Source organism: Vibrio gallaecicus (genome assembly GCF_024347495.1).
GTDB classification, from domain to species: domain Bacteria; phylum Pseudomonadota; class Gammaproteobacteria; order Enterobacterales; family Vibrionaceae; genus Vibrio; species Vibrio gallaecicus.
The window spans coordinates 1,045,477-1,072,154 of sequence record NZ_AP025490.1; the positions used below are offsets into that span (position 1 = coordinate 1,045,477).

Here is a 26,678-nt window from a genome sequence, read left to right on the forward strand (position 1 = left end):
TCTGATACGCTAAGTTAGCGGAAATACTCTTCTTGATAGCGCTCTAAGCGCTCGACAATTGGTGGCGACTTTTTAAAGGTGCGTATTTCTTTGAACAGTTCGTTTGCTTCTGGGTAGCCTTTGCTCAAATACACAAACCATTGTTTCACTCGGTTTGGGTAGTACATGCCTTTATCACCCTTAATTTGAAATTCAGAGTAGCGAAGCAATAGCTCAATCACTTTTTCCCAGGGCATTTGCTGGTGGTCATATTTCACAACATTCCCCAAGTTTGGAATATTGAAGGCGCCACGGCAAACCATCAGTGAATCGACACCTGTGGTCTTTATGCAATCCTGACCATCTTGATAATTCCAAATTTCACCATTGGCGATTAAAGGTAATGAGGTTTTTTCTCTTATCTGATTGATGTAATCCCATTTGATCTCACTTGCTTTATAGCCGCCCACTTTTGTTCGGGCATGAACTGTTAGTTCATCGGCTTTAGCTTGTTCAATGGCATCTACAATTTCGAAACACTCTTCCGGGTGTTCCCAGCCTAAACGGATTTTTGCTGATACAGGGATGTGCGCTGGAACAGCTTCTCGGCAAGCTTTAACGACTTGATAAATAAGCTCAGGTTCTTTTAAAAGAGAAGCACCACCATTACTCTTATTTACGGCTTTAGCTGGACAACCGAAGTTAATATCGATTCCTTTTGCGCCTAGGCTTGCGGCTTGAAAGGCATTTTCAGCCATCCATTTAGGGTGCTGACCTAAAAGTTGCAGGTGGATAGGCACCCCAGCCATGGTTTGAGAACCTTGGTGTAATTCAGGACAGATGCGGTGGAATACATGAGGTGGCAGTAATTGATCAACAATGCGAACAAATTCAGTCACACAGAGATCATAATCATTAATTTCTGTCAGAATTTCTCGCATTAAATGGTCAAGAACGCCCTCCATCGGGCCTAAAATTACTCGCATGTTTTTCTACCGTAGAATCAGGAGGCGTGATTGTACGGGCTGGTAGAGTAATTGTCACTATGAGTGATATTTATGAACTCGGTCTTCGGTGACTTGTGACTAACTCTCCGGTAAGTGGGAAGTAATCTAGCCTTGGAATAGGCTCGCCGAGCGAATAACCAGATGTGTAGTAATAGTAACAGCTAGGTGCTGCGGTGTACCAAGCGACGATGTTATGCTCTGAAGGGAATACATCCGCGCCATGCGCTCTGATCGTCAAATCAGTATCCATTAGTGCATTCCACAAAGCCACACAGTCTCCCCCACGCAAGCTCGCTCCTGAACTGATGGGTAGTTGGTCGACAGCTATGGGGTATCCAGTCATTGATGGATAAATATCCCCAACACCATAGTTAACGGTTTGGTCAAAATTAGGTTCGCCTTCAACTAACCATTGAGAGTGATACATGTTAACCGCAGCAGTAAAAGCAGAAAAAGAAGCGTGAGAAACGGTTTCATGGCTATCTCTTTGATAGTTCAAAAAACGGGGACCTGCAGTAACCGCAAGAATGCCTAAAATAACAATAACGATGACCAATTCAAGTAAGGTAAAACCAGTTTTGTGTTTCATTGTTAAATCATCCAGAGTGTAACGAAATGTTTCATTTTGGTTTTTACCTTGAAATGAACCAACCTCAAAGCGAAATAAGCAGCAGATACTTAAAAAATAAAAGGCAAAGGTTTGCGTATCGTAAAAGGTAAATAGAAGGCGGTTCGAAGGCATGCATTCTATTATTTCACCCATTAAGAGTTATAATGCTTCGAACTGTTTTGACTGACTAGAATTTTAAATGAAGTATCAACTACTAAGCCTAGAAGACTCATTGGAAGGTGTGACCCCTTCTTTCATGGAAGGGGCAATACTTGCCTCTAACCTTGCGACCAAGCCTTTAGACCCTAAAGAGTGGCTACCAGGTATAGTTTCAGATGAATTGGATAAGTTTGAACCAATCGTTACGGAACAGATTAATCGCCAGCATAATCTAATTCAACGTAGCGAATATTCTGTGGTCGAAACTTTATCTGAAGAAGGGTTTAGTGAGCAATTTTCTGATTTTTCGGAAGGCTTTATGTCGGTATGGCCAACGGTTGAAGTGCAATGGCAAACCGTCACAATGGCAGATGGCACCCTAAGAATGTTACAGGCATTATTGACGACTTTGATGCTTGCGATTGATGAAGAGCAAACTCAGCAACAAATGAAAGCAGCGGGTTTTCAAAACCCTCCTTCATTGAACGATCTTATTGATCAAATTGATTTAATGGTATCGGAAGTTGCTTTAGCTGCTGATGAAGCCATGAGCGGAAATAAATCTCAAAGCGTGAATCCATTCAAGGGAGTAGGTCGAAATGACGCTTGCCCTTGTGAAAGTGGTAAAAAATTCAAGCAATGCTGTGGAAAGAATAGTTAGGTTGAAGAAGAGCAAGCTTAAAGAACTCTGCGGCGTGATTGATAGTGATTTCTTGTAATCAACATCTTGTAAATCATACCCATACATAAAAACGTCTATAAAAAAGCCGACATGTGTGTCGGCTTTTTAATGAATTCCGTTTAAGCTTATTTCGATTTAGCAAACTGTGAAATGACAATAGCAGCCAATGCAATCAAGTTACCTGCGAAAATAACAACCAGCCATTGTGGCATAGAAAGATCTAAGAATTGCCATACTACCTTGCTGCAATCGCCATACGCTTCGAACACCCACGGAACCCATTCATTCAATGGAGCCCAACTTGGAAATGTGACAAACAAGTCGCAAGTCGCAAAGGGAGAAGGGTTAAATTGGTAATCCACGTGCTGCATCGACAGTGTCAAACCTTTGTAAGCACTTGCTCCCCATGCCGCCAAACCAATCCAGCGAATAACCGGATTCTTCGGATTTACCAAGCCAATAGCTGCAGCTATACCAATACCAAACATAGCAACACGTTCATAAATACACATCACACATGGTGCCAGTAACATTACATGCTGAAAGAAAAGCGCCGCGGACTCAAATAGGATGATGGATATGAGTAGAAGTAGCCATGATAAACGTGTTTTAGAGAAGTCCTTGAGGACGGTAAGAAAACTCAAAATGTAATCCTTTCAGTAAAATAAAAAAGCCCTGAATACTCAGAGCTTTTTATCTTGGATAAGTTTCTTGATCAACAAATATTTTTTATTTGTGAGACTCATTTATTGAGTCGATACTTTGGCTTGCTTGATTGGCAGCCTAAATTTTAGTGACCGCCTGAAATAACAGCAGTTGCATCACCAACGTGGTGAGTAATCCAACCTGCATCATAAAACCATGCTGTCATAGGTTCGACGAAGAAAACAATACCTATGAAACCAACAATAGCCAGTACGATAGTGTAAGGCAGAGCCATAATAACCATTCGTCCGTAAGATAAACGAATTAATGGTGCAAGGGCTGAAGTCAGTAAGAATAAGAATGCAGCTTGACCGTTAGGAGTGGCTACCGAAGGTAAGTTCGTACCGGTATTGATTGCAACAGCAAGTAGATCAAATTGGTCACGAGTGATTACACCGTCGATAAGAGCAGTTTTAACTTCGTTGATGTAGACGGTACCCACGAACACGTTATCAGAAACCATAGATAAGACACCATTTGCTACATAGAACAGCGCCAGTTGGGTTCCTTTATCTTCTATGTGCAATACTGCATCAATGATAGGTTTAAACAGTGATTGATCGATAATCACAGCAACAATAGAGAAGAACACGGCAAGAAGAGCTGTAAATGGTAGTGCTTCTTCAAAAGCTTTACCCATTGAGTGTTCTTCAATTACACCAGTGAATGCTGTTGCCAAGATAATCACAGAAAGACCAATCAAGCCAACTTCAGCCACGTGAAGTGCTAGACCAACAATTAGCCATACTGCAATCGCACCTTGAATCCAAAGTTTAGCAACGTCTTGTTTAGTTCGATTTGCACGTTCTTTGTTATCGAATTCAACTAGAATTTGACGAACGTTATTAGGCAATTCCGCACCGTAACCAAAAATTTTGAGTTTTTCGACTAGTGCACAAGTCATAATACCGCAGAAGAAAACAGGTAGAGTGACAGGAAGCATACGGATAATAAACTCACCAAATTCCCAGCCTGCCTGCTTAGCAATTACTAGGTTTTGTGGTTCACCAACCATTGTCATTACACCACCTAGCGCTGTACCCACACCTGCGTGCATAAGTAAAGAACGTAGGAAAGCACGGTAGTCTTCTAAATCTTCACGCGTCAGTTCAGAAATTTCTTCATCATGAGTATGGTCGTGTGCTGAGTTAGAAACTTTGCCGGAAGCAACTTTGTGATAAATAGAGTAGAAACCAACAGCAACACTGATAACAACGGCGATTACAGTTAGTGCATCTAAGAAAGCAGATAAAAATGCAGCTGCTACACAAAACGCCATTGAAAGTAGCACTTTAGAGCGAATACCAAGCAGGATCTTCGTGAAAATGAACAGAAGAAGTTCTTTCATGAAGTAGATACCAGCAACCATAAACACTAAAAGTAACAGTACCGGTAGGTTCGCTTGTAGCTCATGATAGACCATTTCGGGTTTGGTCATGCCTATTGCAACCGCTTGAATTGCAAGTAAACCACCCGGCTGTAATGGGTAGCACTTAAGCGCCATTGCTAGAGTAAAGATGAATTCGACCACGAGCAGCCAACCCGCAACAAATGGGTCAACTAAGAAAAATACAATTGGGTTGATAATAAGAAAGGAGATGATGGCAATCTTGTACCAATCAGGTGCTTTACCAAGGAAGTTTTTGATAAAAGCATTTCCGAGAGACATCGGCATGTTAATACTCTTTTATGTTGATGATGAATAGACAAGCAATACAACAATTGAGTTTCTAGATATGGTAAAGGAGAATATCCATAACTAACAGTGACTTAGGAAAACAACAATCCATGTATTGTTTTGTGGTCTTGCCAAGTCACTCCCTTAGAAACTTAAGCACTGCTCTTTTTTGAGCGCAACTCTACTCTTAGATAACATTTAGTCAACAGGAAAAACTCTGTAGCACTAAAAATACCACTTTTTTGTCGAGAAACGCGATCAAAGTAGCGCAAGCATAGCATGCAAAATGCTTAAAAACCTATGTAGGATCAATATTTGATTGAGATGACTGAAAATTACATCTTAACAAGTAATTATATACGATTATTACAACTTAATATTGCATTTTAAAAATAGTATTTTGTGAGCTGGATGCATTGATTTTATTGGGTTTTATGCGTGTTACACATTTGTTGACTTGTCTATTTATGCGTACTTCGAGAGTGTGGGGAGACTGCAATCGTGTGCTGCAAGTTAGAGTATTAGCTCTACCGCGTTATTGTGCTTTCTAAAGTATCAGTATGTTTCCGCTCATTGCTAACTAGTGGTATGATGAGTCTTATTAAAGCGAAACAATTACAATTGGACAGAAGTTTAGATGGTTATTAAGGCTAAGAGCCCGGCAGGCTTTGCAGAAAAGTATATTATTGAGAGCATTTGGAATGGTCGTTTTCCACCAGGCTCTATTCTCCCAGCAGAGCGTGAACTTTCTGAATTGATTGGTGTAACGAGAACAACTTTACGTGAAGTGTTACAGCGTTTAGCTCGTGATGGTTGGTTGACTATCCAACACGGCAAACCAACAAAAGTTAACCAATTCATGGAAACTTCTGGTCTTCATATTCTTGATACACTGATGACTTTGGATGTTGATAATGCAAGTAAAATGGTTGAAGACTTACTTGCTGCCCGTACAAACATCAGTCCTATCTTTATGCGTTACGCATTTAAATCTAATAAAGAGAATTCTGAACGTACAATTACCAGCGTGATTGAATCTTGTGAAGCTCTTTTAGCAGCACCGAATTGGGATGAGTTTCTTGAGTCATCACCGTATGCTGACAAAATAAAGCAAGCGGTAAAAGATGATGGTGAAAAAGATGAAGAGAAACGTCAGTCTATCTTAGTCGCTAAGACATTCAACTTTTACGATTACATGTTGTTCCAACGTTTGGCTTTCCATTCTGGCAACCAAATCTACGGTTTGATTTTCAATGGTGTGAGAAAGCTTTACGATCGTGTTGGCAGCTACTATTTCTCGAACCCAGAAGCTCGTGATTTAGCTATGGCGTTTTATCGTGATTTGTTTGAACTGTGTGAAAAGGGTGATAGAGAGCAACTCCCTGTTGTTATTCGTCAATACGGAATCGCAAGCTCACACATTTGGAATCAAATGAAAACTACGCTTCCAACGAACTTTACTGAAGACGACAGCTAATATCTATTACCTAGCTTGTATTCTTAAAGCTTGGTTTATAAAGCAGCGATAACAGATATAAAAACGGCGAGATATGATTATCTCGCCGTTTTCAGTTTAGCTTTTTACTAACCAGCGAATTCTTCAGAATCAGGGCGGTTAGTGAATTGAACACCATTTAAAAAGTCACAAAGTAATAGGTCTTCACATACTTTGTAGTTCTTGTTGTTTGGTTTACGGAAGTAAGCACCGATTTCGTACTTACTTAGGCTGATGCCAACCACTTCTAGTACATCTAGCACATCTTCAGCTTTCATATTCAATGCAATACGCAGTTTCATGAAAATCATGTTGTTCGTTAGTTCAACTTCAGGCTTTGGTTGTTCGCCTTCTTTCTTACCGCGCTTTAGATTAATGAAACCGTTCAAGAAAATAGCCAGCTCTTTATCTTTCATTTTAGAAAAGGACTTGTCGCTGCTATCTTTTAGCCAGTTGTTCACTTGATCATGAGCAACAGTTACATCTGCTTGCTCACAAGCTTTGATGATTTGAGCGTTCTTGAGGTTCAACGCGTGTTGGATACGACGCAGGATTTCGTTGTTAGTCACAGGGGAGTCCTAAAAAGGTTTAGAGAGTAAAGAGGGTCGATCTGAGTATTGCTTTCGATAAACCATCTCATACTTTACTTAGCATAGTTGACGGGGACTCTAACAGAGAACGTCTATTTTCGGTAGATATAAAAAATCCCCAATGTTTAGTAACCTTTTCAAGTTAAAATGCATTAGGGATTTTGCTATGTGTATTTTTCTACCTGACTGAAATCAGAATTACATTACACGCATACCAGGTTGGGCACCTTCGTGTGGCTCAAGGATCCATAAATCACTGCCACCGGGACCTGCTGCTAGAATCATACCTTCAGACATACCAAACTTCATCTTACGAGGTTTTAGGTTTGCTACCATCACGGTTAGCTTGCCTTCAAGCTCTTCAGGTTTGTATGCTGACTTGATGCCAGAGAATACTTGGCGAGTCTCACCACCGATGTCCAGTTGGAATTTCAGTAATTTATTTGCTTTTGGTACTTCTTCACAAGAGATGATACGAGCAATACGCATATCTACTGCTGCAAATGCATCGAATTCAATCTCTTCTGCGACTGGTTCTTTGTCTAGCTCAGTTTGGCTTGCTTGCTCTTTTTCAGCTTCTGCTTTTTCTTTCGCTGCTGCTTCTGCTGCTGCATCTTCTTTAGAAGACTCGATCATTGCTTCCACTTTCTTAGGATCAATACGGCTAAATAATGCTTTGAACTTAGTGATTTCGTGATCAGTTAGTGGAGTAGCAACACCTTCCCACGTTAGCTCTTCGTTTAAGAAAGCTTCAGTGCGAGCCGCAAGCTCTGGCATAACTGGCTTCAGGTAAGCCATTAGTACGCGGAATAAGTTGATACCGACAGAAGAAACTTCTTGAAGTTCTTTCTCTTTGCCTTCTTCTTTCGCAAGAACCCAAGGTGCTTTCTCATCAATGTACTGGTTAGCTTTATCAGCTAGTGCAGTAATTTCGCGGATAGCACGGCTAAATTCACGAGTTTCGTATAACTCACCGATACGCTCAGCAGCAGAAACGAATTCGTTGTATAGCTCAGGTTCTGCAAATTCAGCAGCAAGTTTGCCTTCAAAACGCTTAGTGATGAAGCCAGCGTTACGAGATGCCAGGTTAACAATCTTGTTTACTACGTCAGCGTTTACACGTTGAGTGAAGTCTTCAAGGTTAAGATCAAGATCATCAATGCGGCTATTTAGTTTCGCAGCGTAGTAGTAACGTAGACATTCAGGGTCTAAGTGGTTTAGGTACGTGCTTGCTTTGATGAATGTGCCTTTCGACTTAGACATCTTCGCGCCATTTACCGTTACGTAACCATGTACGAATACATTGTTTGGCTTACGGAAACCAGCGCCTTCTAGCATTGCAGGCCAGAATAGGCTGTGGAAGTAAACAATGTCTTTACCGATGAAGTGGTAAAGCTCAGTTGTACTGTCTTTCTTCCAGTAATCGTCAAAGTTTAGATCGTCACGCTTATCACATAGATTCTTGAAAGAAGCCATGTAGCCAACAGGAGCGTCTAGCCATACGTAGAAGAACTTGTCTTTTTCGCCTGGGATCTCGAAGCCAAAGTAAGGCGCATCGCGTGAGATATCCCACTGTTGTAAGCCAGACTCGAACCATTCCTGCATTTTGTTAGCAGTTTCATTTTGTAGAGATCCAGAACGAGTCCACTCTTTAAGCATGCTTTCGAACTGAGGTAGGTCGAAGAAGAAGTGTTCTGAGTCTTTCATTACTGGAGTTGCGCCAGAAACTGCAGATTTAGGGTTAATTAGCTCAGTTGGGCTGTATGTCTCACCGCAGTTATCACAGTTATCACCGTACTGGTCTTCTGACTTACACTTAGGGCAAGCACCTTTCACGAAGCGGTCTGGTAGGAACATCTCTTTCTCAGGATCAAAAAGCTGAGAAATAGTACGGCTAGAAATAAAGCCGTTCTTTTTAAGTTCTAGATAGATGTGAGAAGCCAGTTCACGGTTTTCTTCACTGTGTGTGCTGTGATAGTTATCAAAGCTGATATCAAAGCCAGCAAAGTCTTTTTGGTGCTCTGCACTAACAGCTGCGATCATTTCTTCTGGCGTGATACCCATCTGTTGAGCTTTAAGCATAATTGGCGTGCCATGAGCATCGTCTGCACAGATAAAGTTTACAGTGTTGCCACGTAGACGCTGGTATCGAACCCAGATGTCAGCTTGGATATGCTCAAGCATATGACCAAGGTGAATTGAGCCGTTAGCGTACGGAAGCGCACAAGTTACCAGCAGTTCCCTTGAAGAAACGTTTCTTGGATCAGTTGCCATACTTAATATTTCGCTTTTTGATAGGTATAAATTTGATGAGTAATACTACTTTATAACGTGTGATACGCCAAGGTATCAGAGGGTTGAATCCCCTAGTTTTTTAAGGGTTCAGTCTTTCTGTACTGGGTGTTAGCATAAATAAAAAAGGAGTCCATATGCGTAACTTTAATTCTAAGCAAGATTTTTGCTCATGGTTGAATGAATTTGAACACCCAAGCTTGGTTGCTGATTGGGCAAGTCACTCTTCAATTATCACTGTTACTCCAAACGGTGTATTTAATATCTCGGTCCCATTTGCATGTCGTTCACTTGAACAAGAATTAGAAACTTGGATTAAAGCTCAAATTAAAAATCAACAAGTCGCTAATTTCCAATTTAAAATCCAAGTGAAGCCTTCTGCTTTAGAAACAACTGTCTCTGCAGCCTTGAAAGGGGTGAAAAATGTAATAGCGGTGACATCGGCAAAAGGTGGCGTAGGTAAATCAACCACATCAGTGAACCTTGCATTGGCACTTTCAAAGTCTGGTGCAAAAGTTGGGTTACTCGATGCTGATGTCTACGGACCGTCAGTTCCTATGATGTTAGGTAAAATCGATGCAAAGCCAGAAGTTTGTGAAAATAAGTGGATGATTCCAATTGAGTCACATGGAATCTTTACACACTCCATCGGCTATCTAGTATCACAAGATGAAGCGGCGATATGGCGTGGACCTATGGCATCTAAAGCCTTGGCGCAGCTCGTCAATGAAACGTTATGGCCTGATTTAGATTACCTTGTGATCGATATGCCGCCAGGTACTGGTGATATTCAGCTGACACTTTCTCAACAAATCCCGGTGACAGGAGCGGTTGTTGTTACCACTCCTCAAGATTTAGCTTTAGCCGATGCCCGGAAAGGGGTGGCAATGTTTGATAAGGTGAATGTACCTGTTGTTGGGATTGTTGAAAATATGAGTTACCACATTTGCAGCCATTGCGGTGAGAAAGAGCACATCTTTGGGCAAGGTGGCGGTGAAGCTATGTCTAAAGAATATGGTCTGGATATTTTAGCTCAAATTCCATTGCATATAGATATGCGCCAGGATATCGATGCGGGAGTTCCAACAGTAGAGCGCCGACCAGATAGTGAACATACACGTCAATACCTCGAACTTGCAGAGTCCATAAGCAGCAAAATGTATTGGTCTGGAAAAGCAAAGCCAGAGGCAATTAATTTCTCAATGGTTGAATAATATACACTCGTTAACTAAGGCTTAACTTAAACGCAAACGTTTGTCTTTATTAAATTAATTCAGAACCTTTAATTGCAGGAAAATTGGGGCAATGGCGACTAGAATCTAGAGAGCTTAGCCCCTATAATCAGGCGGTTTATCTAATCCCATCACCAAACCATATCGGGTGCAAAGTAATGTCTGATAATAATCAATGTGTAATCGTAGGTATCGCTGGCGCTTCAGCTTCAGGAAAAAGTCTGATTGCTAGTACGATTTATAATGAGCTACGCGAAAAAGTAGGCGACCATCAAATTGGTGTTATCACGGAAGATTGCTACTACAGCGACCAAAGTCACTTGAGTATGGAAGAGCGTGTTAAAACAAACTACGATCACCCAAGTGCTCTAGATCATGACCTTTTATGTGAACATTTACAGAAGTTGATTAAAGGTGAAGCAGTCGAAGTGCCTGAGTACAGCTATTCAGAACACACTCGTACTTCTGAGACAACGACACTAACGCCTAAGAAAGTGATTATCCTTGAAGGTATTTTGTTGCTAACAGACCCACGTCTACGTGATCTTATGCATGCAAGTGTATTCATGGATACTCCGCTAGATATCTGTTTACTTCGCCGTGTTAAGCGAGATGTAGAAGAGCGTGGTCGTACAATGGATTCAGTACTTAAGCAATATCAACAAACGGTTCGCCCAATGTTCATGCAGTTTATTGAGCCATCAAAGCAGCATGCGGACATCATTGTTCCTCGTGGTGGTAAGAACCGCATCGCGATTGATGTGCTAAAAGCACACATTGCAAAGCTTTTGAAATCTTAATCGAATAAATTTTTAGCCTAAGTGACTCACTTAGCTTTATTTTTTAACGAATCAGTGGCACTTTTATAGTGCCACTTTCTTTTGGAATCTAAGCAAGGAATATGCGGATGAAGAAACTACTCATTTTCATAGCTGTCCCAGTGTTTGTTGTTATTGCAGCAATTCTGGCGCTAGTGCTGTTAGTGAACCCCAATCAATTTAAGCCATTAATTGTTGAACAAGCTCAGAAACACACAGGCCTAGACCTGGTGATTGAAGGCGATATCAGTTGGCAATTCTTCCCATCGATTGGTTTTGAACTAGGTCAAACCGAATTACGCAACCCTCCAGGTTTTACACAACCGAATTTATTTAAGGTTGATACTGTTGGGGTTGATGTTTCAGTGACTCCATTATTCAGTAATCAACTTGAAATTGGCAACATTACCTTAGATGGTGCTGAGTTTTATCTGGAAACTCTGAAAGATGGTCGTAAAAATATTGATGCTTTGACCCAAGCTCAAACGTCGGAAGACTCAGTAGCTACAGAACAAGCCGCGACAGACTCAGCCTCTCAGCAAGAGGTGTCTTCACACGAGTCATCCTCGGCAGCTTCTGGTTGGACTATTAATTTAGCTGGCGTAACTGTATCAAATGCCTTGTTTGAAATGAGTGATAAGCAAACTGGTTCTTTCACGAAGCTTTATGATGTCGCTCTTAATCTGTCCGAATTTGCAGAGGATACTTGGACGACAGCAACATTCGCTGCATCGGGTGAAAATAATCAACAAACGTTCTCCGCAACTGGCAGTGCTGATTTCAAGTTGGCGCAAGGCTTTGCAAGCTATGCATTACGTAATATCGAACTTGATGCCTCATTTAATGATCCATCAACTTCCATTGAATCTGCCAAGATTGGTTTAGATACTTTCGAATTCGATAAAGTAAACCAACTATCTTACGCGGTAATTGGTCAAGCTGCTGATTTAGAGCTAGACATGAAAGGTGGTGGTGAACTAACTGTTGATAGTGCTATATCAAAGGTAACATTGAATAAGCTAACGCTAGATTCGACTTTTAAAGGTGATACGCTTCCTCAGTCTCCAATGAAAGTGGATATGTTATCAGACTTAAGTTTTGATTTAGGCAAAAGCCATTTGAGTTTTGTCTTAGAAAAGCTACAAGCGAACTCAATTGCATTGGATGGGAAAGCGGATGTCACTTTATCTGAAATTCCTAAAGTGCGTTTTTCTTTGCATAGCCCAAATATTGATTTAGATGAATTCTTGGGATTAGGTAATACAGCCGAAACCGCAGCTGCAGAAACTTCAGAGCCTTTGTCTGACACAAGTAACGCAGCTGCTAAAGAAGTAGAACCTGATTTATCGGCATTAAAAACGTTAGATGTGAAAGGTGCCATCACTATCGATAAGTTCAAAGCGAATAACGCAAAGATGCAAAATGTAAAAACAGCATTTTCGGTTAATCGTGGAGTTGCGAAACTGACATCATTTACTTCGAATCTTTATCAAGGTTCCATTTCTGCAACTGCTAAGTTAGATGCACGTAAAACTCCGGCAACTTATACGGCAAAGAAACAGATAAAAGGCGTAAAAGTTCAGCCATTGCTAGTGGATGTTGCGAGTAACGATATGCTGGAAGGCACAGGTAATATCGATGTTAACGTTAAAGGTAGTAGCCTTACTCCTACAGGTATTAAGAAGAACTTAGTTGGTACCATCGCGGTTAACTTTGAAGATGGCGCGGTTAATGGCATCAACATTGCTCAACTGATTCGAGAAAACTACGCCAAAATTAAAGGTGAGAAGGTTGATAATGTTGAAGGCGCTCAGAAGACGGACTTCAGCGCGATGAAAGCGACATTAAAAGTGGATAAAGGTTGGGTCTCAACCAATGACTTATCAATGCAATCCCCATTCCTTCGCATTACTGGTGACGGTAAAGCGAACTTCATCAATGAAACCGTAGATTTCTTAGTAAGAACATCGATTGTTGGTTCGTTGGAAGGGCAGGGTGGTAAAAGTATTGATGACTTAAAAGATGTAACAATCCCAATTCAGATCACAGGTGCATGGGCTGAACCTAAGTTTTCATTGGTTTTTGATGATGTATTAAAACAAAAAGCACAGAAAGAGATTGATCGTGGTTTAGAAAAACTTGACGAGAAATACGGCGATAAAATCAAAGACGAAAAGACCAGAGAAGCTGTAAATGGTTTGTTGAAAGGCTTGTTTAACTAATTATTTCACTACTTAGCTGATATAAAAAAACGTCACTCCTTATTTTTAGGAGTGACGTTTTTTGTATCTGTAATTAGAGTAACCTGACCGGATATCTACGGGTAACTGTACAAGAAGGTATTTATTATCAGTAGTTTATCGATTACCAGTCGACGCCTTGCAACGCCTTAACACCCGATTCAAAAGCATGCTTAACATTACGAACTTCTGACACAGTATCTGCCATTTCAGTTAGTGTTCGATGCGCACCACGACCAGTAATGATTACGGATTGCATTTTAGGGCGATTCTCAAGGGCTCCAACTACTTCATCTAGCTCAATGTAGCCGTAACTCACCATGTAAGTCAGCTCATCAAATAGAATTACATCAATGGATTCATCAGCTAGCATACGCTGACATTCCTTCCATACTCGCTGCGCGGCTTCAATATCTTGAGCCTTGTTTTGAGTTTCCCAAGTAAAGCCTGTACCCATAACTTGAAATTCTACATCGAGCTTTTGAAGAACGTTCTTTTCGCCGTTATCCCACGTTCCTTTAACAAACTGAGCAACGGCACATTTTTTACCATGACCAACGGCTCGTGTAATAGTTCCGAACCCAGAAGTGGATTTACCTTTACCATTACCAGTAATCACGAGTAGAAGACCTTTTACTTCTTGAGCGGCTGCAACACGGGCATCTACTTGTTCTTTTACTTTTTGCTGACGAGCCTTGTGGCGCTGCTCTTTGTTGTCTTCGTTCGACATATCCAATCCTTTTAATTTGTGATTTTTCTTATCATAGCTTAAGTTAACTCAAGCAAAAACCATCGGAAGAACAGGTGATTAGAGATGAAGAAGATACTAGTAGTGTGTATGGGGAATATATGTCGTTCACCGACTGGGGAAGCTGTGCTGAGAAGCAAAGCTGAAACGCTTGGTATTGATGTATTCGTTGATTCAGCTGGCACTATTGGCTTCCATCAAGGTAACCCGCCAGATCGTCGCTCAAAAGCAGCTGGCGAAAAGCGAGGTTATAGCTTTAAAGGCATTACATCGAGAAAAGTCATACCGGATGATTTTGATAAGTTTGATCTGATACTAGCGGCGGATAATGCTAACTTAACGGACTTAGAACAACTGTGCCCAGATCATCTCAAATATAAACTGGCTCTATTCTTGAGCTTTGGAACTTCGAATTATCAGGAGATTCCCGATCCATATTACGGGGAGGGGGATGGTTTTGAGCTGGTCTTGGATTTAATAGAAGAATCGAGTGACGCGATATTAGACTCGCTTTAGATCTTACAGGTACAAAAATGCCGGCATCAAAGCCGGCATTTTACTAACAAATCAATCTAATTTACTTAGACATTACTTTGTAGATTGGGTCTTCAGCAATATTCGCTTCAACTAAGCTACCCGCTTTATGCAGCATAGCAACACAGTCTTGGCTTAAGTGGCGAAGGTGCAGTGTTTTGCCCAATACTGCGTAACGATCAGCAATAGTATCGATAGCTTCGATAGCAGAGTGATCGGTTACACGAGAGTTAGCAAAGTCAATGATGACATCTTGTGGGTCATTTGTTGCGTCAAACAATTCTAGGAAGTTTGCTGTAGAACCAAAGAAAATTGGACCATTAACTTTGTATTCTTTTGATCCTTCAGCATTTACTGCTTTGTCTGCATAGATATGCTTAGCATGTTGCCATGCGAACATTAGTGCAGAAACAATCACACCTACCGCTACTGCTACTGCTAGGTCAGTAAGTACCGTAACAACAGTTACTAACACAATAACGAAGAAATCTTGCTTAGGAACACGACGAGCAAGTTTAAATGTAGCCCATTCAAACGTCCCAATAACAACCATAAACATTACACCTACTAGCGCTGCTAGAGGAATCATTTCGATAAGAGCAGAGCCAAACAGGATGAACATCAGGAGTGCAACAGCGGCAACGATACCAGAAAGACGACCACGACCACCTGAGTTTACGTTGATCATTGATTGACCGATCATCGCACAACCACCCATCGCACCAAATACTGAACAGGTAACGTTAGCCATACCTTGACCGACACATTCGCGGTTAGATTGACCACGAGTGTTTGTCATCTCATCTAGAACAGTCAGAGTCAGTAGAGACTCAATCAAACCAATCGCAGCTAGGATAAGTGCATAAGGGAAGATGATCTGTAATGTTTCTAGCGTGAATGGAACTGCTGGAATTGAGAATGTTGGAAGTGAGCCAGCAAGCGTAGCGGCTTCATCACCAGACATTGTCCGTAGGAAGTCTACAACCGTGCGAGTATCAAGGTCTAAGCCAACCACTAGTGCCGTTACTGTTACGATAGCAACCAAAGACGAAGGTACTGCTGTTGTCACTTTAGGCAGGAAGTGGATGATAGCCATTGTTAGTGCTACTAGACCTAACATCAGTGTCATTTGACCGCTTGGTAGCCAAGTTAATGCGCCAGTAACATCTGGAGCCTTGAATTGACCAAGTTGAGCAAGGAAGATAACAATTGCCAAACCATTCACAAAACCGATCATTACAGGGTGCGGTACGATACGAATGAATTTACCAAGCTTAAATACGCCAGCGGCAATTTGTAAGATACCAGCCATCATAATGGCAGCAAAAAGGTATTGAACACCGTGAGTTGCGACTAAACTCACCATTACAACTGCCATTGCGCCAGTTGCACCAGAGATCATACCTGGACGACCGCCAAAAATGGAAGTAATAAAACCTACGATGAATGCTGCGTACAGACCAACCATTGGGTCTACACCAGCAACAAATGCAAATGCAACGGCTTCAGGAACTAGAGCTAGTGCTACAGTAAGACCTGAAAGCACGTCATTCTTTACAGAGTGCTTTGAAAATTGTGGGAATTCGAACATGTGTGCTCAGCTATGCTTAAAATGGGTTTACCGACACGAGTGTATTGCAAGCTAAACAGTGATGGAAAAGAGCGGCAATAGCTAAGTGTCGAAAAGATAAGTGCGCGAATGCTACCCAAAAATGTGACTAAGTTCAAGGTTGAACCCTATTTTGGACAATATATCTGATATTACTTATCGGAATAGTGGATATAAAAAGGGCTGCTTAATATAAGCAGCCCTTTTTCATTTAACGAACTAACCCTTAAATAAATTAGTATTGAGGTTTAGTCATACCTGCGCCAGCAGAATTTTTAGCTACTTGGCTACCAGCACCTTTCGACACATATCGTTCTGTGCGGAATGGAGCTGCAACGACTTGTATCTCTTTAATCTCTTGAGGACCAGGAGCTTTAGTCATTGGTGAACCTGCTTGTTTCTTCGCTGGAGTAGCTACAGTCGTTTCAACGTCAGTAGATACCTTAACTTCAACTTCAATTGTTGGTTTAAGCTCTTCAGTTTCAGAAAATGTAATTTCAACGTTAACGTTTTCGATTACTTCTTCAGTCTGTGGAGTTTCAACTTCAACGTTGCTGTCTTCGGCGGTATCAGCTTCAATTGCAATAGTTTCAACTGTTACTTCTTCTGCATTTTCAGCAGTAGAAACAGGAGCTTCAGCTATTACAGCTTCAGGCGCTGAAGGAGTCTCAACAACAGCTTCTGCTGTTAGAGTATCCTTCGTCTCAGCTGGTTCAACAGAGGTTTGCATTTGAATGTCTTTTACTTCTACAGAAGCTGGTACTTCAATTGCTGTATCTGCTACAACATTAGTCTCTACAGGTAGAGTCTCAGCAAGAACAGCTACTTCAACTGCATCAACTTGTGGCTGTTGCTTATGATGAGGCTTTTCAATGAAACGTGGCATTACTTTACCCATAGCCATCTCTGGAGATGCTACGCCACCTTTACGAAGGCGGAATGGGTTTGGTTTGCGATCACGACCACGACGACGTCTCTGACCACTTGCACGTAAGTGACGTGGTGAGCGGCGGTTGCGGCGTTGCTTCGGTTCTTCTTGTTCCGCTTGCTCAGCATCAACTTGAGTCGATTCAACTTGATCTACAGCTTTTTTCTGTTGTGTTTCAGCAACATTTTTCTCTACAGGCTCAACCTGTTCTGCAATCATTACAGGTGCTTCTAGCGGCTCTTCTTCAGTGCTGCTTGCCTTTTGATCTTTGATTCGAACCTGCTTGTTCAATTTACGACGCTGACGACGTTCTTTGATTTTCGCAGCTTTAGCTTCAGTTTTTACTTTAGGAGCATCAGCTTGTGCATCTGCAGCTAGTTGTAGACCTTCTTCAGCTAATTTCGATGGTTGCTCATCACGCTGCTTGTTGCGGCGATCTTGTTTAGGCTTACGAGGCTGGCGATTTTGCTGAGGAGCACTTTCTTTTAGCTCTTCAGGTTTATCTTCATGAACCTGCTTCTCATCGCGAACTGGTTTACGACGACGCTTGTTATCACGATTATCGCGATTTTCATTACGGTTATCACCACGTTGATTACGACGACGGTTATCGTTACGTTCACGACGTTGGCGGTTACCTTGTTGACGTTTTTCTTGTGGTTTCTCTTCAACTTTTTCTTCAACTTTCTCTTCTTGAGATGAGCCAAAAATGAAGCTGCTGATTGCTTTAAAGAATCGACCAATTAGACCTGGCTCTTGTTCTGTTGCTTCTGCTTTCTTTTCAGGAGCAGCAGCTTTTGGAGCAGGAGCTGGTGTTGGAGCTGATTGAGCAGGAGCTGCAAAACCTTTCAGAGCTGGCTCTTCAAGTTTCTTAGGCTTCACGTCAACAACTACTGGTTCTTTACTTTCGGCTTCTTTTAGCGCGTCAAGTTTTTGAGGAAGTAGGTAAGAAAGTAAGTCGAATTCTTCGCCTTCACGTACACGGATTACTTCAAAATGAGGTGTTTCCATGTCTGAATTCGGTACTACCGTAATCTTAACTTCTTGGCTTTTCTCAATATGATTTACTGAGCGTCGCTTTTCATTCAGAAGGTAAGAGGCGATAGGTACAGGCACAACTGCAAGTACTTGTGCTGTGTTGTCTTTCAGTGCTTCTTCTTCGATCAAACGTAAAACTGAAAGTGCTAGAGATTCGTTATCACGAACAACGCCAGTACCTGTACAACGAGGACAAATGTGGTGGCTTGCTTCTGCTAGTGATGGGCTCAAGCGTTGTCGAGACATCTCTAGAAGACCAAATCGAGAAATTCGACCAATCTGTACACGTGCGCGATCTAAACGAACGGCATCACGTAGACGGCTCTCTACTTCACGTTGGTGACGAACTGGAGTCATGTCGATGAAATCGATAACAACAAGACCACCTAGGTCACGTAGACGTAATTGACGTGCAATTTCATCGGCTGCTTCTAGGTTAGTGTTTAGCGCTGTTTCCTCGATATCGCCGCCCTTTGTTGCTCGAGCAGAGTTGATATCAATAGAAGTTAGAGCTTCTGTTGGGTCGATTACGATTGAACCACCTGAAGGAAGACGAACTTCACGCTGGAAAGCTGATTCAATCTGGCTTTCGATTTGGTAGTGGCTAAATAGAGGTACTTCACCATCGTATTTCTTAACGCGACTCATGAAATCTGGGCGAACTAACTGAATATGCGCTTGTGCACGTTCAAAGATAGTATTGCTGTCGATTAGAATCTCGCCAATATCACGACGTAGATAATCACGAATTGCGCGAACAATTACGTTACTTTCTTGGTGAATTAGGAAAGGAGCTGAATTTGAATCAGATGCTTGTTTGATCGCACCCCAGTGATTCAGTAGAACGTTTAAATCCCACTCAAGTTCTTCTGCACTTTTACCAACTCCAGCTGTACGAACAATTAAGCCCATGCCTTGAGGAAGCTCAAGAGTGCTTAATGCTGCTTTCAGTTGTGTACGCTCATCACCTTCGATACGGCGAGAAATACCACCTGCGCGAGGGTTGTTTGGCATAAGAACTAGGTAACTACCAGCTAAAGAGATGAACGTTGTTAATGCAGCACCTTTGCTACCACGTTCTTCTTTTTCAACTTGTACGATAACTTCTTGACCTTCTTTTAGCACTTCTTTAATGCTAGGACGGCCTTGGTATGTATAACCTTCAGGGAAGTATTCGCGGGCAATTTCTTTAAGAGGGAGGAAACCGTGACGTTCTGCACCGTAATCAACAAATGCCGCTTCTAGGCTTGGTTCAATACGAGTAATACGTCCTTTGTAGATATTCGCTTTTTTTGATTCGTGTCCAGGACTTTCGATATCTAGATCGAATAATCGCTGGCCATCAACCAAAGCGACACGCAACTCTTCTTTTTGAGTTGCGTTGATTAACATTCTTTTCATTTAGAAATTCTCATTGTCTTTTCTTTATTTTCATAATTATTGTTGCCGCTTTGTTCGTTTCTCATGGTGCCTGATCCCATGGCTTTATCAGTGCAGCCTCCCGGCTGGAGAGGGATGCTCGTGGGCACGTCAGTCATCATAGATAAAAGTCTATGATCCGCGATGTGGCGGTGAATACTCAGCATGAGTTTACGTGAGTAGAGCGACAAGGAACCTAGTTGATGGTGTCTTACGCCGATTGCAGCACTATCTAATCTAAGGCATCTACTCATTTGTTTGCTTTGGATGGTTAGCTGTTTAAATAATAGTCAAACCACTTATAGCAGCTGTGAACTATAGCAGCGGTCGTTAATCACAGCAATCTGCTTTGTCGGAATGCGGTAAAAAAAAGGGTTTTGTTTAAATTTTGATAGCTCTAACTCATTGTTTATAAGATAGATAAATGCTTATGTGTGTGTGAAGTCATGTTTTTGATTGTTTTTTGTTCTAAAAATCAAACAAGTGTAATAAACGAATCATGCGGAACGGCTAAAATCTGCTAGAAAAGTTGGAAGAAACTCTCAATTATCAACATTGACAGTGGTACACTAACCAAATGAGTGAAATTAGAACTAAAGTCCAATTTGTCGAAATCGACGAAGATATGGCTGGTCAGCGTATTGATAACTTCTTACGCAACCAATTAAAAAGCATTCCTAAAAGCATGGTTTATAGAATTGTGCGTAAAGGAGAAGTGCGTGTAAATAAAAAACGCATTAAGGCAGAATACAAACTAAAAGCAGGTGATTTAGTTCGTATTCCGCCAGTAACCATTGAAGAAAAAGTTGAAGACAGTGTGCCAAGCACTAAACTCAATAAGGTTTCGGAATTGGAACGATGCATCATCCATGAAGATGATCATATGTTGATTCTGAATAAACCATCGGGTACGGCGGTTCATGGTGGTAGCGGCTTGAAGTTTGGTGCAATTGAAGCATTAAGAGCTTTAAGACCTGATGCTCGCTTCCTTGAGTTGGTTCATCGTATTGATAGAGATACATCAGGTATTTTACTCGTTGCGAAGAAGCGTTCAGCTTTAAGACATCTTCAAGCACAGTTTCGTGAAAAAACGGTACATAAGTATTATTTTGCGCTGGTGATGGGAGAGTGGAAAAATAGCTGTAAGGTGGTTAATGCTCCATTACTGAAAAATGAAGTAAACAGTATTGTGCGTGTGAACCCAAATGGTAAAGCATCTGAAACTCGCTTTAAGGTTTTAGAAAAGTTCCAAGATGCAACGTTGATCCAAGCAAGTCCTATTACGGGTCGCACTCACCAAATTCGAGTGCATGCTCAGTATACTGGTCACCCAATTGCTTGGGATGATCGCTATGGTGATCGTCGTTTTGATGCATACACTGGCAAGGTTGGTCTTGATCGTCTGTTCCTACATGCAGCGAACATCAAGTTCATACACCCAGGTAGTGAAGAGAAGATGGATATCTCAGCGCCAATGGAAGCGAGGCTTGAAAAAGCACTAAGTGGCTTGCGTAAATTAAAATAAGATACGAGAGGGATACTCTCCATTTTGGATTCCTCTAAAAAGGTTGACGATGTTCGTCAACCTTTTTAGATTTTATTCATTAGCTACTTTATTCATTAAATACTATAGTACGTCCATTCCTTGAGTTTCTAGCATGTCGACTAGGTCGATAAGAGGTAAACCGATCAATGTGTTCGGATCTTTACCTTCCATCTGTTTAAATAACGCGATGCCTAACCCTTCACACATAAAACTGCCCGCGCAGTAATAAGGCTGTTCTTTCTCAACATAAGCAATGATCTGCTGCTGTGTTAAATCACGGAAATGCACGATGAAGGTATCTAAGCGAGTGTCGGCGATATTGGTTTCACTGTTCCATACGGTTATACCAGTGTAGAAAGTGATGCTCTTACCGCTTTGGCGAGATAACTGCTCGATGGCTTTTTCACGAGAATGAGGTTTTCCAATGATCTCTTCGTCAATCACACACACTTGATCTGAACCAATCACTAAGCTTGGTTGCTCTACAGCACAAGACTTGGCTTTAGCCTCAGCAAGGCGCATTACTAACTGTTGAGGTGTTTCTTCTGGAAATGGTGTTTCATCGCAGTCTGGCTTAGCTGTAATGAAGCTTAACTGCAGTTTTTTGAGGATCTCTTGCCTAAATGGTGAGGTAGAGGCCAAAACTAGTTGGTAATTTTTCATTTTAATTTACAATTCACGGAAGCATTTATCTCAGGATAACGTAACTTGTCCTGCTATTCATAATGCTCTGAATAGGAAAGGTAGGAAAGTACAATTTTTTTGCCATTTCCTTTGACTAAACATGATTTGGAAGATAAGATTCGCGCCCTATGCAAAAGGAAAAAATACCGCGTACAGTTGATCCGGCAAGAACGGCTCAAAAACGACTTGATATGGATGGCATCATCCAAGTAAGTCTTTTAAAGCGTTTAACCGAAACAACTGAAGGCGTAAAACGTGACGCGCAAGTCTCAATGTCATTTGGGCTTGATGAACAACGATTAGTCGTTATCTCTGGTAAAGCTAACGTCGAAGTCGATTTAGAGTGTCAACGTTGTAATGAGGTTTTCGCACATGAGTGCGATGTCCAATTTACTTATACTCCTGTTTACAGTGAGAAAAGTGAAGAAGAAGCACCGGAAGAGTACGATTTGGTAGATCTGAACGAGTACGGTGAGTTAGACCTGATTCAATTAGTTGAAGACGAGTTCATCCTTGGATTGCCACAAATAGCAATGCACGACGATGCGGACTGTAGCGTTAACTCAAATAATTTGGTATTTGGTGAACTTCCTGAAGAAATTGAGGAAGATAAAAAGCCGAATCCATTTGATGTTTTAAAAAACTTAAAGAGCTAACTCATTAATAAGTAAGTATCTTTAAGAATTTACATAGGAGTAGGGTCAATGGCCGTACAAAAGAGCAAGAAATCACGTTCAATGCGTGGCATGCGTCGTTCACACGATGCACTAACTACAGCTGCACTTTCTGTAGACGCAACTTCAGGTGAAACTCACCTACGTCACAACGTGACTGCCGAAGGTTTCTACCGCGGCAAAAAGGTTATCAACAAGTAAGGTTGACCTTTGCAAAATCTAACCGTTGCGCTTGATGCAATGGGCGGGGACTTCGGTCCTCGTGTAACAGTGCCTGCCGCCGTGCAGGCACTGTCGTATTTCCCAGAGCTAAAAGTCATTCTAATAGGTGATCGAAACGCGATCACATCTCAATTATCTTCATTAGGTCGAATGCCTGATTCTCGTTTGAGTATCCAGCATTGTGATCGAGTTATTTCCAATTCTGAAAAACCTTCACTAGCCTTACGTAACAGTCGGGGTAGCTCAATGCGTGCCGCTATCGATCTGGTTGCCGAATCACAGGCTGATGCTTGTGTGAGTGGTGGTAACACTGGCGCACTGATGGCGCTATCTCGTTTCAGACTCAAACTACTTCCTGGTATTGATAGACCTGCATTAGTTTCAGCTTTACCTACTGCTTCTGGCAACCGTACATGGATGCTTGATTTAGGAGCGAACGTTTCTAGTGATGCAGACTCACTGTTTCAGTTTGCTGTAATGGGCAGTGCATTAGCGGAACAACATTTAGGTCGCGCTCCACGTGTCGCTATTTTGAATATCGGTGCAGAAGAAATTAAAGGTAATGACCTTGTAAAACGATGTGCTGAAATGTTGTCTAATACTCAGTCTGTCAACTTCATAGGCTATATTGAAGGTAATCAATTACTTCAAGATGCAGCTGATGTCGTCGTATGTGATGGTTTTGTGGGCAATGTCTGCTTAAAAACGTGCGAAGGTACGGCTCAGCTCTTTATTGATAAGCTAAAAACGCGCATGATGGCTTCAACAATAAAGGGTTGGATAGCCAGAATGTTGTTTTCTGAGTTATTTACTGAATTAAAAACCTTGAACCCCGACCAGTATAACGGCGCAAGTTTGTTAGGATTGCGCGGCATTGTCATTAAAAGTCATGGAAGTGCTGATGTATCTGCTGTCGTCAACGCGATTGGTGAAGCAGTACACGAGGTCAAACGACAAGTCCCCAGCCGCATTAGCGATCGTTTGGAAGCGGTTTTACTCGAGAGGCATTATTAGTCTTCATGTATAGCAAAATTTTAGGTACTGGCAGCTACTTGCCATCTCAGGTGCGTACTAACGCAGACTTAGAGAAAATGGTAGAGACTAGCGATGAGTGGATCGTTGCTAGAACAGGTATTAAAGAGCGTCGTATTTCAGCGGAAAACGAAACCGTTGCGGATATGGCGTTTTACGCTGCTGAGAATGCCATTGAAATGGCGGGTATCGATAAAGAAGATATCGACTTAATCATTGTTGCGACAACCAGCAGTAGCCACACATTCCCGTCTTCGGCATGTCAGGTACAAGGTAAGCTTGGTATCAAAGGCTGCCCTGCGTTTGATTTAGCTGCCGCGTGTTCTGGTTTTGTATACGCACTGTCTGTTGCTGATCAACATATCAAGACTGGCATGTGTAAAAACGTTTTGGTAATTGGTGCAGATGCACTGTCAAAAACCTGTGATCCGACTGACCGCTCTACTATCATCCTATTTGGTGATGCAGCAGGCGCGGTGGTTGTAGGCGCAAGCGAAGAGCCAGGTATTTTGTCTACTCATATTTACTCTGATGGTAAATACGGTGAGCTTCTAAGCTTAGAAGTTCCTGAGCGTGGCGGCGATTCAGACAAATGGCTGCACATGGCGGGCAACGAAGTATTTAAAGTGGCGGTAACTCAGCTTTCTAAGCTAGTTAAAGACACATTAGCTGCAAATAATATGGATAAGTCAGAGCTTGATTGGTTAGTTCCACACCAAGCGAATTACCGTATTATCTCAGCAACCGCTAAAAAGCTGACAATGTCACTTGATCAAGTGGTGATTACCCTTGATAAGCACGGCAATACTTCAGCAGCTACCGTACCAACAGCACTTGATGAGGCTGTTCGCGACGGGCGAATTAAACGTGGTCAAACGCTTCTACTTGAAGCATTTGGTGGCGGTTTCACTTGGGGTTCGGCGTTAGTTAAATTCTAACCCCAAGCGATAATCAACAAACAAGGCACATAACTTATGTGCCTTATTCAATTTTTTGCTTTGCTTAAAGGAAAATTACAATGAGCAAGTTTGCTATCGTATTCCCAGGCCAAGGCTCTCAAGCTATCGGTATGCTTGCAGACCTAGGCGAACAGTATGATGTTGTAAAACAGACATTTGCTGAAGCTTCAGAAGCACTTGGTTACGATCTATGGGCATTGGTTCAAGATGGTCCAGTAGAAAATCTAAATGAAACTTTCCGTACTCAACCTGCTCTACTAACAGCGTCTGTTGCAATCTGGCGTGTATGGCAAGAGCTTGGTCTAGAGCAACCTGTAAATCTAGCAGGTCACAGCCTAGGAGAATATTCTGCACTAGTATGCGCTGGCGTTATCGACTTCAAAGAAGCGATCAAGTTAGTTGAGCTACGTGGTCAACTGATGCAAGAAGCGGTTCCTGCGGGTATTGGTGCTATGTACGCAATCATCGGTTTAGACGATGAAGCAATTGCTAAAGCGTGTGAAGAAGCGGCACAAGACGAAGTTGTGTCTCCAGTAAACTTCAATTCACCTGGTCAAGTTGTTATCGCGGGTAACAAAGCGGCTGTAGAACGCGCTGGTGTACTATGTAAAGAAGCAGGCGCTAAGCGTGCACTTCCTTTACCTGTTTCTGTACCATCTCACTGTGCACTAATGAAGCCAGCCGCAGACAAACTAGCGGTTGCTCTAGAAGCTCTAGAGTTCAATACGCCAGCACTGCCTGTTATCAATAACGTTGATGTTATAGCTGAGACAGATCCTGCAAAAATTAAAGATGCACTTGTTCGCCAGCTATACAGCCCAGTTCGTTGGACTGAGGGTGTACAAGCAATGAATGAGCAAGGCATAGAGAAACTACTAGAATTAGGTCCAGGTAAAGTTCTTACTGGTCTAACAAAACGAATCGTAAAAACTATGACAGCTGCTGCAGTTAATGATACTGCATCACTAGAAGCTGCTAAGTAAATAACCACTTAATAGAGAAGTTATGATGAATTTAGAAGGCAAAGTTGCACTAGTTACAGGCGCAAGCCGTGGCATCGGTCGTGCAATCGCTGAACTTTTAGTTGAGCGTGGTGCTAAAGTTATCGGTACTGCTACGTCTGAAGGCGGTGCTGCAGCAATTAGCGAGTACCTTGGTGAGAACGGTAAAGGTCTTGCTCTAAATGTAACAGACGTTGAGTCAATCGCTGCTACACTGAAAACCATAAATGATGAGTTTGGCGCAATCGATATTCTTGTAAATAATGCAGGTATCACACGTGATAATTTGCTTATGCGCATGAAAGATGATGAGTGGAATGACATCATCGATACTAATTTAACGCCGATCTTCCGCATGTCTAAAGCAGTATTACGTGGCATGATGAAGAAGCGTCAAGGTCGTATCGTTAATGTTGGTTCTGTAGTTGGTACTATGGGTAATGCTGGTCAAGCTAACTACGCTGCTGCAAAAGCTGGTGTGATTGGTTTTACTAAGTCTATGGCACGTGAAGTTGCTTCACGTGGTATTACTGTAAATACAGTAGCCCCTGGTTTCATTGAAACAGATATGACAAAAGCATTAAATGATGACCAACGAGCAGCAACTTTGGCGAATGTACCAGCAGGTCGACTAGGTGACCCTCGCGAAATCGCTGAAGCTGTGGTATTTTTGGCGTCACCTGCGGCAGCTTATATCACAGGTGAAACACTTCACGTCAATGGCGGTATGTACATGGTGTAAATTATGTGCAACATTTGTGCATGATTTAAGTCAAGATCATACGTAATTTCGGTTA

23 protein-coding genes are annotated in these 26,678 nt (G+C 41.9%); 13 read left to right on the forward strand and 10 right to left on the reverse strand.

The features are described 5' to 3' along the window. Positions 1 to 14: 14 nt before the first annotated feature. Positions 15 to 965: a tRNA dihydrouridine(16) synthase DusC gene (gene dusC / locus OCU78_RS04675; RefSeq protein WP_137372400.1), complete on the reverse strand. Its 951-nt coding sequence runs from the start codon at positions 963 to 965 to the stop codon at positions 15 to 17. Between the two features lie 70 nt (positions 966 to 1,035). Continuing rightward, complete coding sequence (locus OCU78_RS04680; RefSeq protein WP_137372401.1) at positions 1,036 to 1,575, reverse strand: type II secretion system protein; 540 nt, start codon at positions 1,573 to 1,575, stop codon at positions 1,036 to 1,038. Positions 1,576 to 1,795: 220 nt separating this feature from the next. Between OCU78_RS04680 and OCU78_RS04685 the strand changes: the two genes are divergently transcribed. Then, positions 1,796 to 2,416: an SEC-C metal-binding domain-containing protein gene (locus OCU78_RS04685; RefSeq protein WP_137372402.1), complete on the forward strand. Its 621-nt coding sequence runs from the start codon at positions 1,796 to 1,798 to the stop codon at positions 2,414 to 2,416. A gap of 146 nt (positions 2,417 to 2,562) precedes the next feature. Here OCU78_RS04685 and dsbB read toward each other — a convergent pair whose 3' ends face one another. Then, on the reverse strand, positions 2,563 to 3,081 hold the full coding sequence (dsbB, locus tag OCU78_RS04690) for a disulfide bond formation protein DsbB (RefSeq protein WP_137372403.1): 519 nt from the start codon (positions 3,079 to 3,081) through the stop codon (positions 2,563 to 2,565). A 146-nt stretch (positions 3,082 to 3,227) separates the two neighbouring features. Then, positions 3,228 to 4,817, reverse strand: a complete 1,590-nt coding sequence (gene nhaB, locus OCU78_RS04695) for a Na(+)/H(+) antiporter NhaB (RefSeq protein ID WP_137372404.1) — start codon at positions 4,815 to 4,817, stop codon at positions 3,228 to 3,230. 640 nt (positions 4,818 to 5,457) lie between these two features. Here nhaB and fadR point away from each other — a divergent pair. Further along, positions 5,458 to 6,297: a fatty acid metabolism transcriptional regulator FadR gene (fadR, locus tag OCU78_RS04700; RefSeq protein WP_137372405.1), complete on the forward strand. Its 840-nt coding sequence runs from the start codon at positions 5,458 to 5,460 to the stop codon at positions 6,295 to 6,297. A gap of 107 nt (positions 6,298 to 6,404) precedes the next feature. Here the strand turns inward: fadR and OCU78_RS04705 are convergent, their stop codons facing one another. Beyond that, the gene (locus OCU78_RS04705; RefSeq protein ID WP_137372406.1) at positions 6,405 to 6,884 is read right to left on the reverse strand and encodes a YehS family protein; all 480 of its coding nucleotides are present in this window, start codon (positions 6,882 to 6,884) and stop codon (positions 6,405 to 6,407) included. 219 nt (positions 6,885 to 7,103) lie between these two features. Then, on the reverse strand, positions 7,104 to 9,179 hold the full coding sequence (metG, locus tag OCU78_RS04710) for a methionine--tRNA ligase (protein WP_137372407.1): 2,076 nt from the start codon (positions 9,177 to 9,179) through the stop codon (positions 7,104 to 7,106). Between the two features lie 155 nt (positions 9,180 to 9,334). Between metG and apbC the strand changes: the two genes are divergently transcribed. The 3 genes from apbC (at position 9,335) to OCU78_RS04725 (ending at position 13,469) form a co-directional block, all read left to right on the forward strand. Beyond that, positions 9,335 to 10,411 (forward strand): iron-sulfur cluster carrier protein ApbC, encoded by a 1,077-nt coding sequence (apbC, locus tag OCU78_RS04715; protein WP_137372408.1) that lies wholly within the window; start codon positions 9,335 to 9,337, stop codon positions 10,409 to 10,411. Positions 10,412 to 10,587: 176 nt separating this feature from the next. Next, a complete protein-coding gene (udk, locus tag OCU78_RS04720) occupies positions 10,588 to 11,229 on the forward strand; it encodes a uridine kinase (protein WP_137372409.1) in 642 nt (213 codons plus the stop codon). A gap of 107 nt (positions 11,230 to 11,336) precedes the next feature. After that, positions 11,337 to 13,469: an AsmA family protein gene (locus OCU78_RS04725; RefSeq protein WP_137372410.1), complete on the forward strand. Its 2,133-nt coding sequence runs from the start codon at positions 11,337 to 11,339 to the stop codon at positions 13,467 to 13,469. 142 nt (positions 13,470 to 13,611) lie between these two features. Here OCU78_RS04725 and cobO read toward each other — a convergent pair whose 3' ends face one another. Continuing rightward, complete coding sequence (gene cobO / locus OCU78_RS04730; protein WP_137372411.1) at positions 13,612 to 14,217, reverse strand: cob(I)yrinic acid a,c-diamide adenosyltransferase; 606 nt, start codon at positions 14,215 to 14,217, stop codon at positions 13,612 to 13,614. 84 nt (positions 14,218 to 14,301) lie between these two features. Between cobO and OCU78_RS04735 the strand changes: the two genes are divergently transcribed. Then, the gene (locus OCU78_RS04735) at positions 14,302 to 14,751 is read left to right on the forward strand and encodes a low molecular weight protein-tyrosine-phosphatase (RefSeq protein ID WP_137372412.1); all 450 of its coding nucleotides are present in this window, start codon (positions 14,302 to 14,304) and stop codon (positions 14,749 to 14,751) included. A gap of 61 nt (positions 14,752 to 14,812) precedes the next feature. Here the strand turns inward: OCU78_RS04735 and OCU78_RS04740 are convergent, their stop codons facing one another. Together OCU78_RS04740 and rne are read right to left on the reverse strand one after the other, a co-directional pair. Next, entirely contained in the window at positions 14,813 to 16,360 is a 1,548-nt protein-coding gene (locus OCU78_RS04740) for a SulP family inorganic anion transporter (protein WP_137372413.1), read from the reverse strand. 253 nt (positions 16,361 to 16,613) lie between these two features. Beyond that, entirely contained in the window at positions 16,614 to 19,745 is a 3,132-nt protein-coding gene (rne, locus tag OCU78_RS04745) for a ribonuclease E (protein WP_137372414.1), read from the reverse strand. A gap of 595 nt (positions 19,746 to 20,340) precedes the next feature. Here rne and rluC point away from each other — a divergent pair. After that, entirely contained in the window at positions 20,341 to 21,288 is a 948-nt protein-coding gene (rluC, locus tag OCU78_RS04750) for a 23S rRNA pseudouridine(955/2504/2580) synthase RluC (RefSeq protein ID WP_137372415.1), read from the forward strand. A 102-nt stretch (positions 21,289 to 21,390) separates the two neighbouring features. On the opposite strand, the gene OCU78_RS04755 is transcribed toward rluC, so the two are convergent. Then, positions 21,391 to 21,972, reverse strand: a complete 582-nt coding sequence (locus tag OCU78_RS04755) for a Maf family protein (protein WP_137372416.1) — start codon at positions 21,970 to 21,972, stop codon at positions 21,391 to 21,393. Between the two features lie 149 nt (positions 21,973 to 22,121). Here OCU78_RS04755 and yceD point away from each other — a divergent pair, with 149 nt between their 5' ends. The 6 genes from yceD to fabG all read left to right on the forward strand — a co-directional run bounded on the left by yceD (position 22,122) and on the right by fabG (position 26,623). Then, positions 22,122 to 22,649 (forward strand): 23S rRNA accumulation protein YceD, encoded by a 528-nt coding sequence (gene yceD, locus OCU78_RS04760; RefSeq protein ID WP_137372417.1) that lies wholly within the window; start codon positions 22,122 to 22,124, stop codon positions 22,647 to 22,649. Positions 22,650 to 22,697: 48 nt separating this feature from the next. Then, positions 22,698 to 22,868, forward strand: a complete 171-nt coding sequence (gene rpmF, locus OCU78_RS04765; protein ID WP_004737376.1) for a 50S ribosomal protein L32 — start codon at positions 22,698 to 22,700, stop codon at positions 22,866 to 22,868. A gap of 9 nt (positions 22,869 to 22,877) precedes the next feature. Then, complete coding sequence (plsX, locus tag OCU78_RS04770) at positions 22,878 to 23,903, forward strand: phosphate acyltransferase PlsX (RefSeq protein ID WP_137372418.1); 1,026 nt, start codon at positions 22,878 to 22,880, stop codon at positions 23,901 to 23,903. A 5-nt stretch (positions 23,904 to 23,908) separates the two neighbouring features. Then, positions 23,909 to 24,859, forward strand: a complete 951-nt coding sequence (locus OCU78_RS04775) for a beta-ketoacyl-ACP synthase III (protein ID WP_137372419.1) — start codon at positions 23,909 to 23,911, stop codon at positions 24,857 to 24,859. 80 nt (positions 24,860 to 24,939) lie between these two features. Continuing rightward, positions 24,940 to 25,863: an ACP S-malonyltransferase gene (gene fabD / locus OCU78_RS04780; RefSeq protein ID WP_261856025.1), complete on the forward strand. Its 924-nt coding sequence runs from the start codon at positions 24,940 to 24,942 to the stop codon at positions 25,861 to 25,863. A 25-nt stretch (positions 25,864 to 25,888) separates the two neighbouring features. Continuing rightward, positions 25,889 to 26,623 carry a 3-oxoacyl-ACP reductase FabG gene (gene fabG / locus OCU78_RS04785; RefSeq protein WP_167494006.1) on the forward strand — a complete coding sequence of 245 codons (735 nt, stop codon included), beginning with the start codon at positions 25,889 to 25,891 and terminating at the stop codon, positions 26,621 to 26,623. The last annotated feature ends 55 nt before the right edge of the window (positions 26,624 to 26,678 follow it).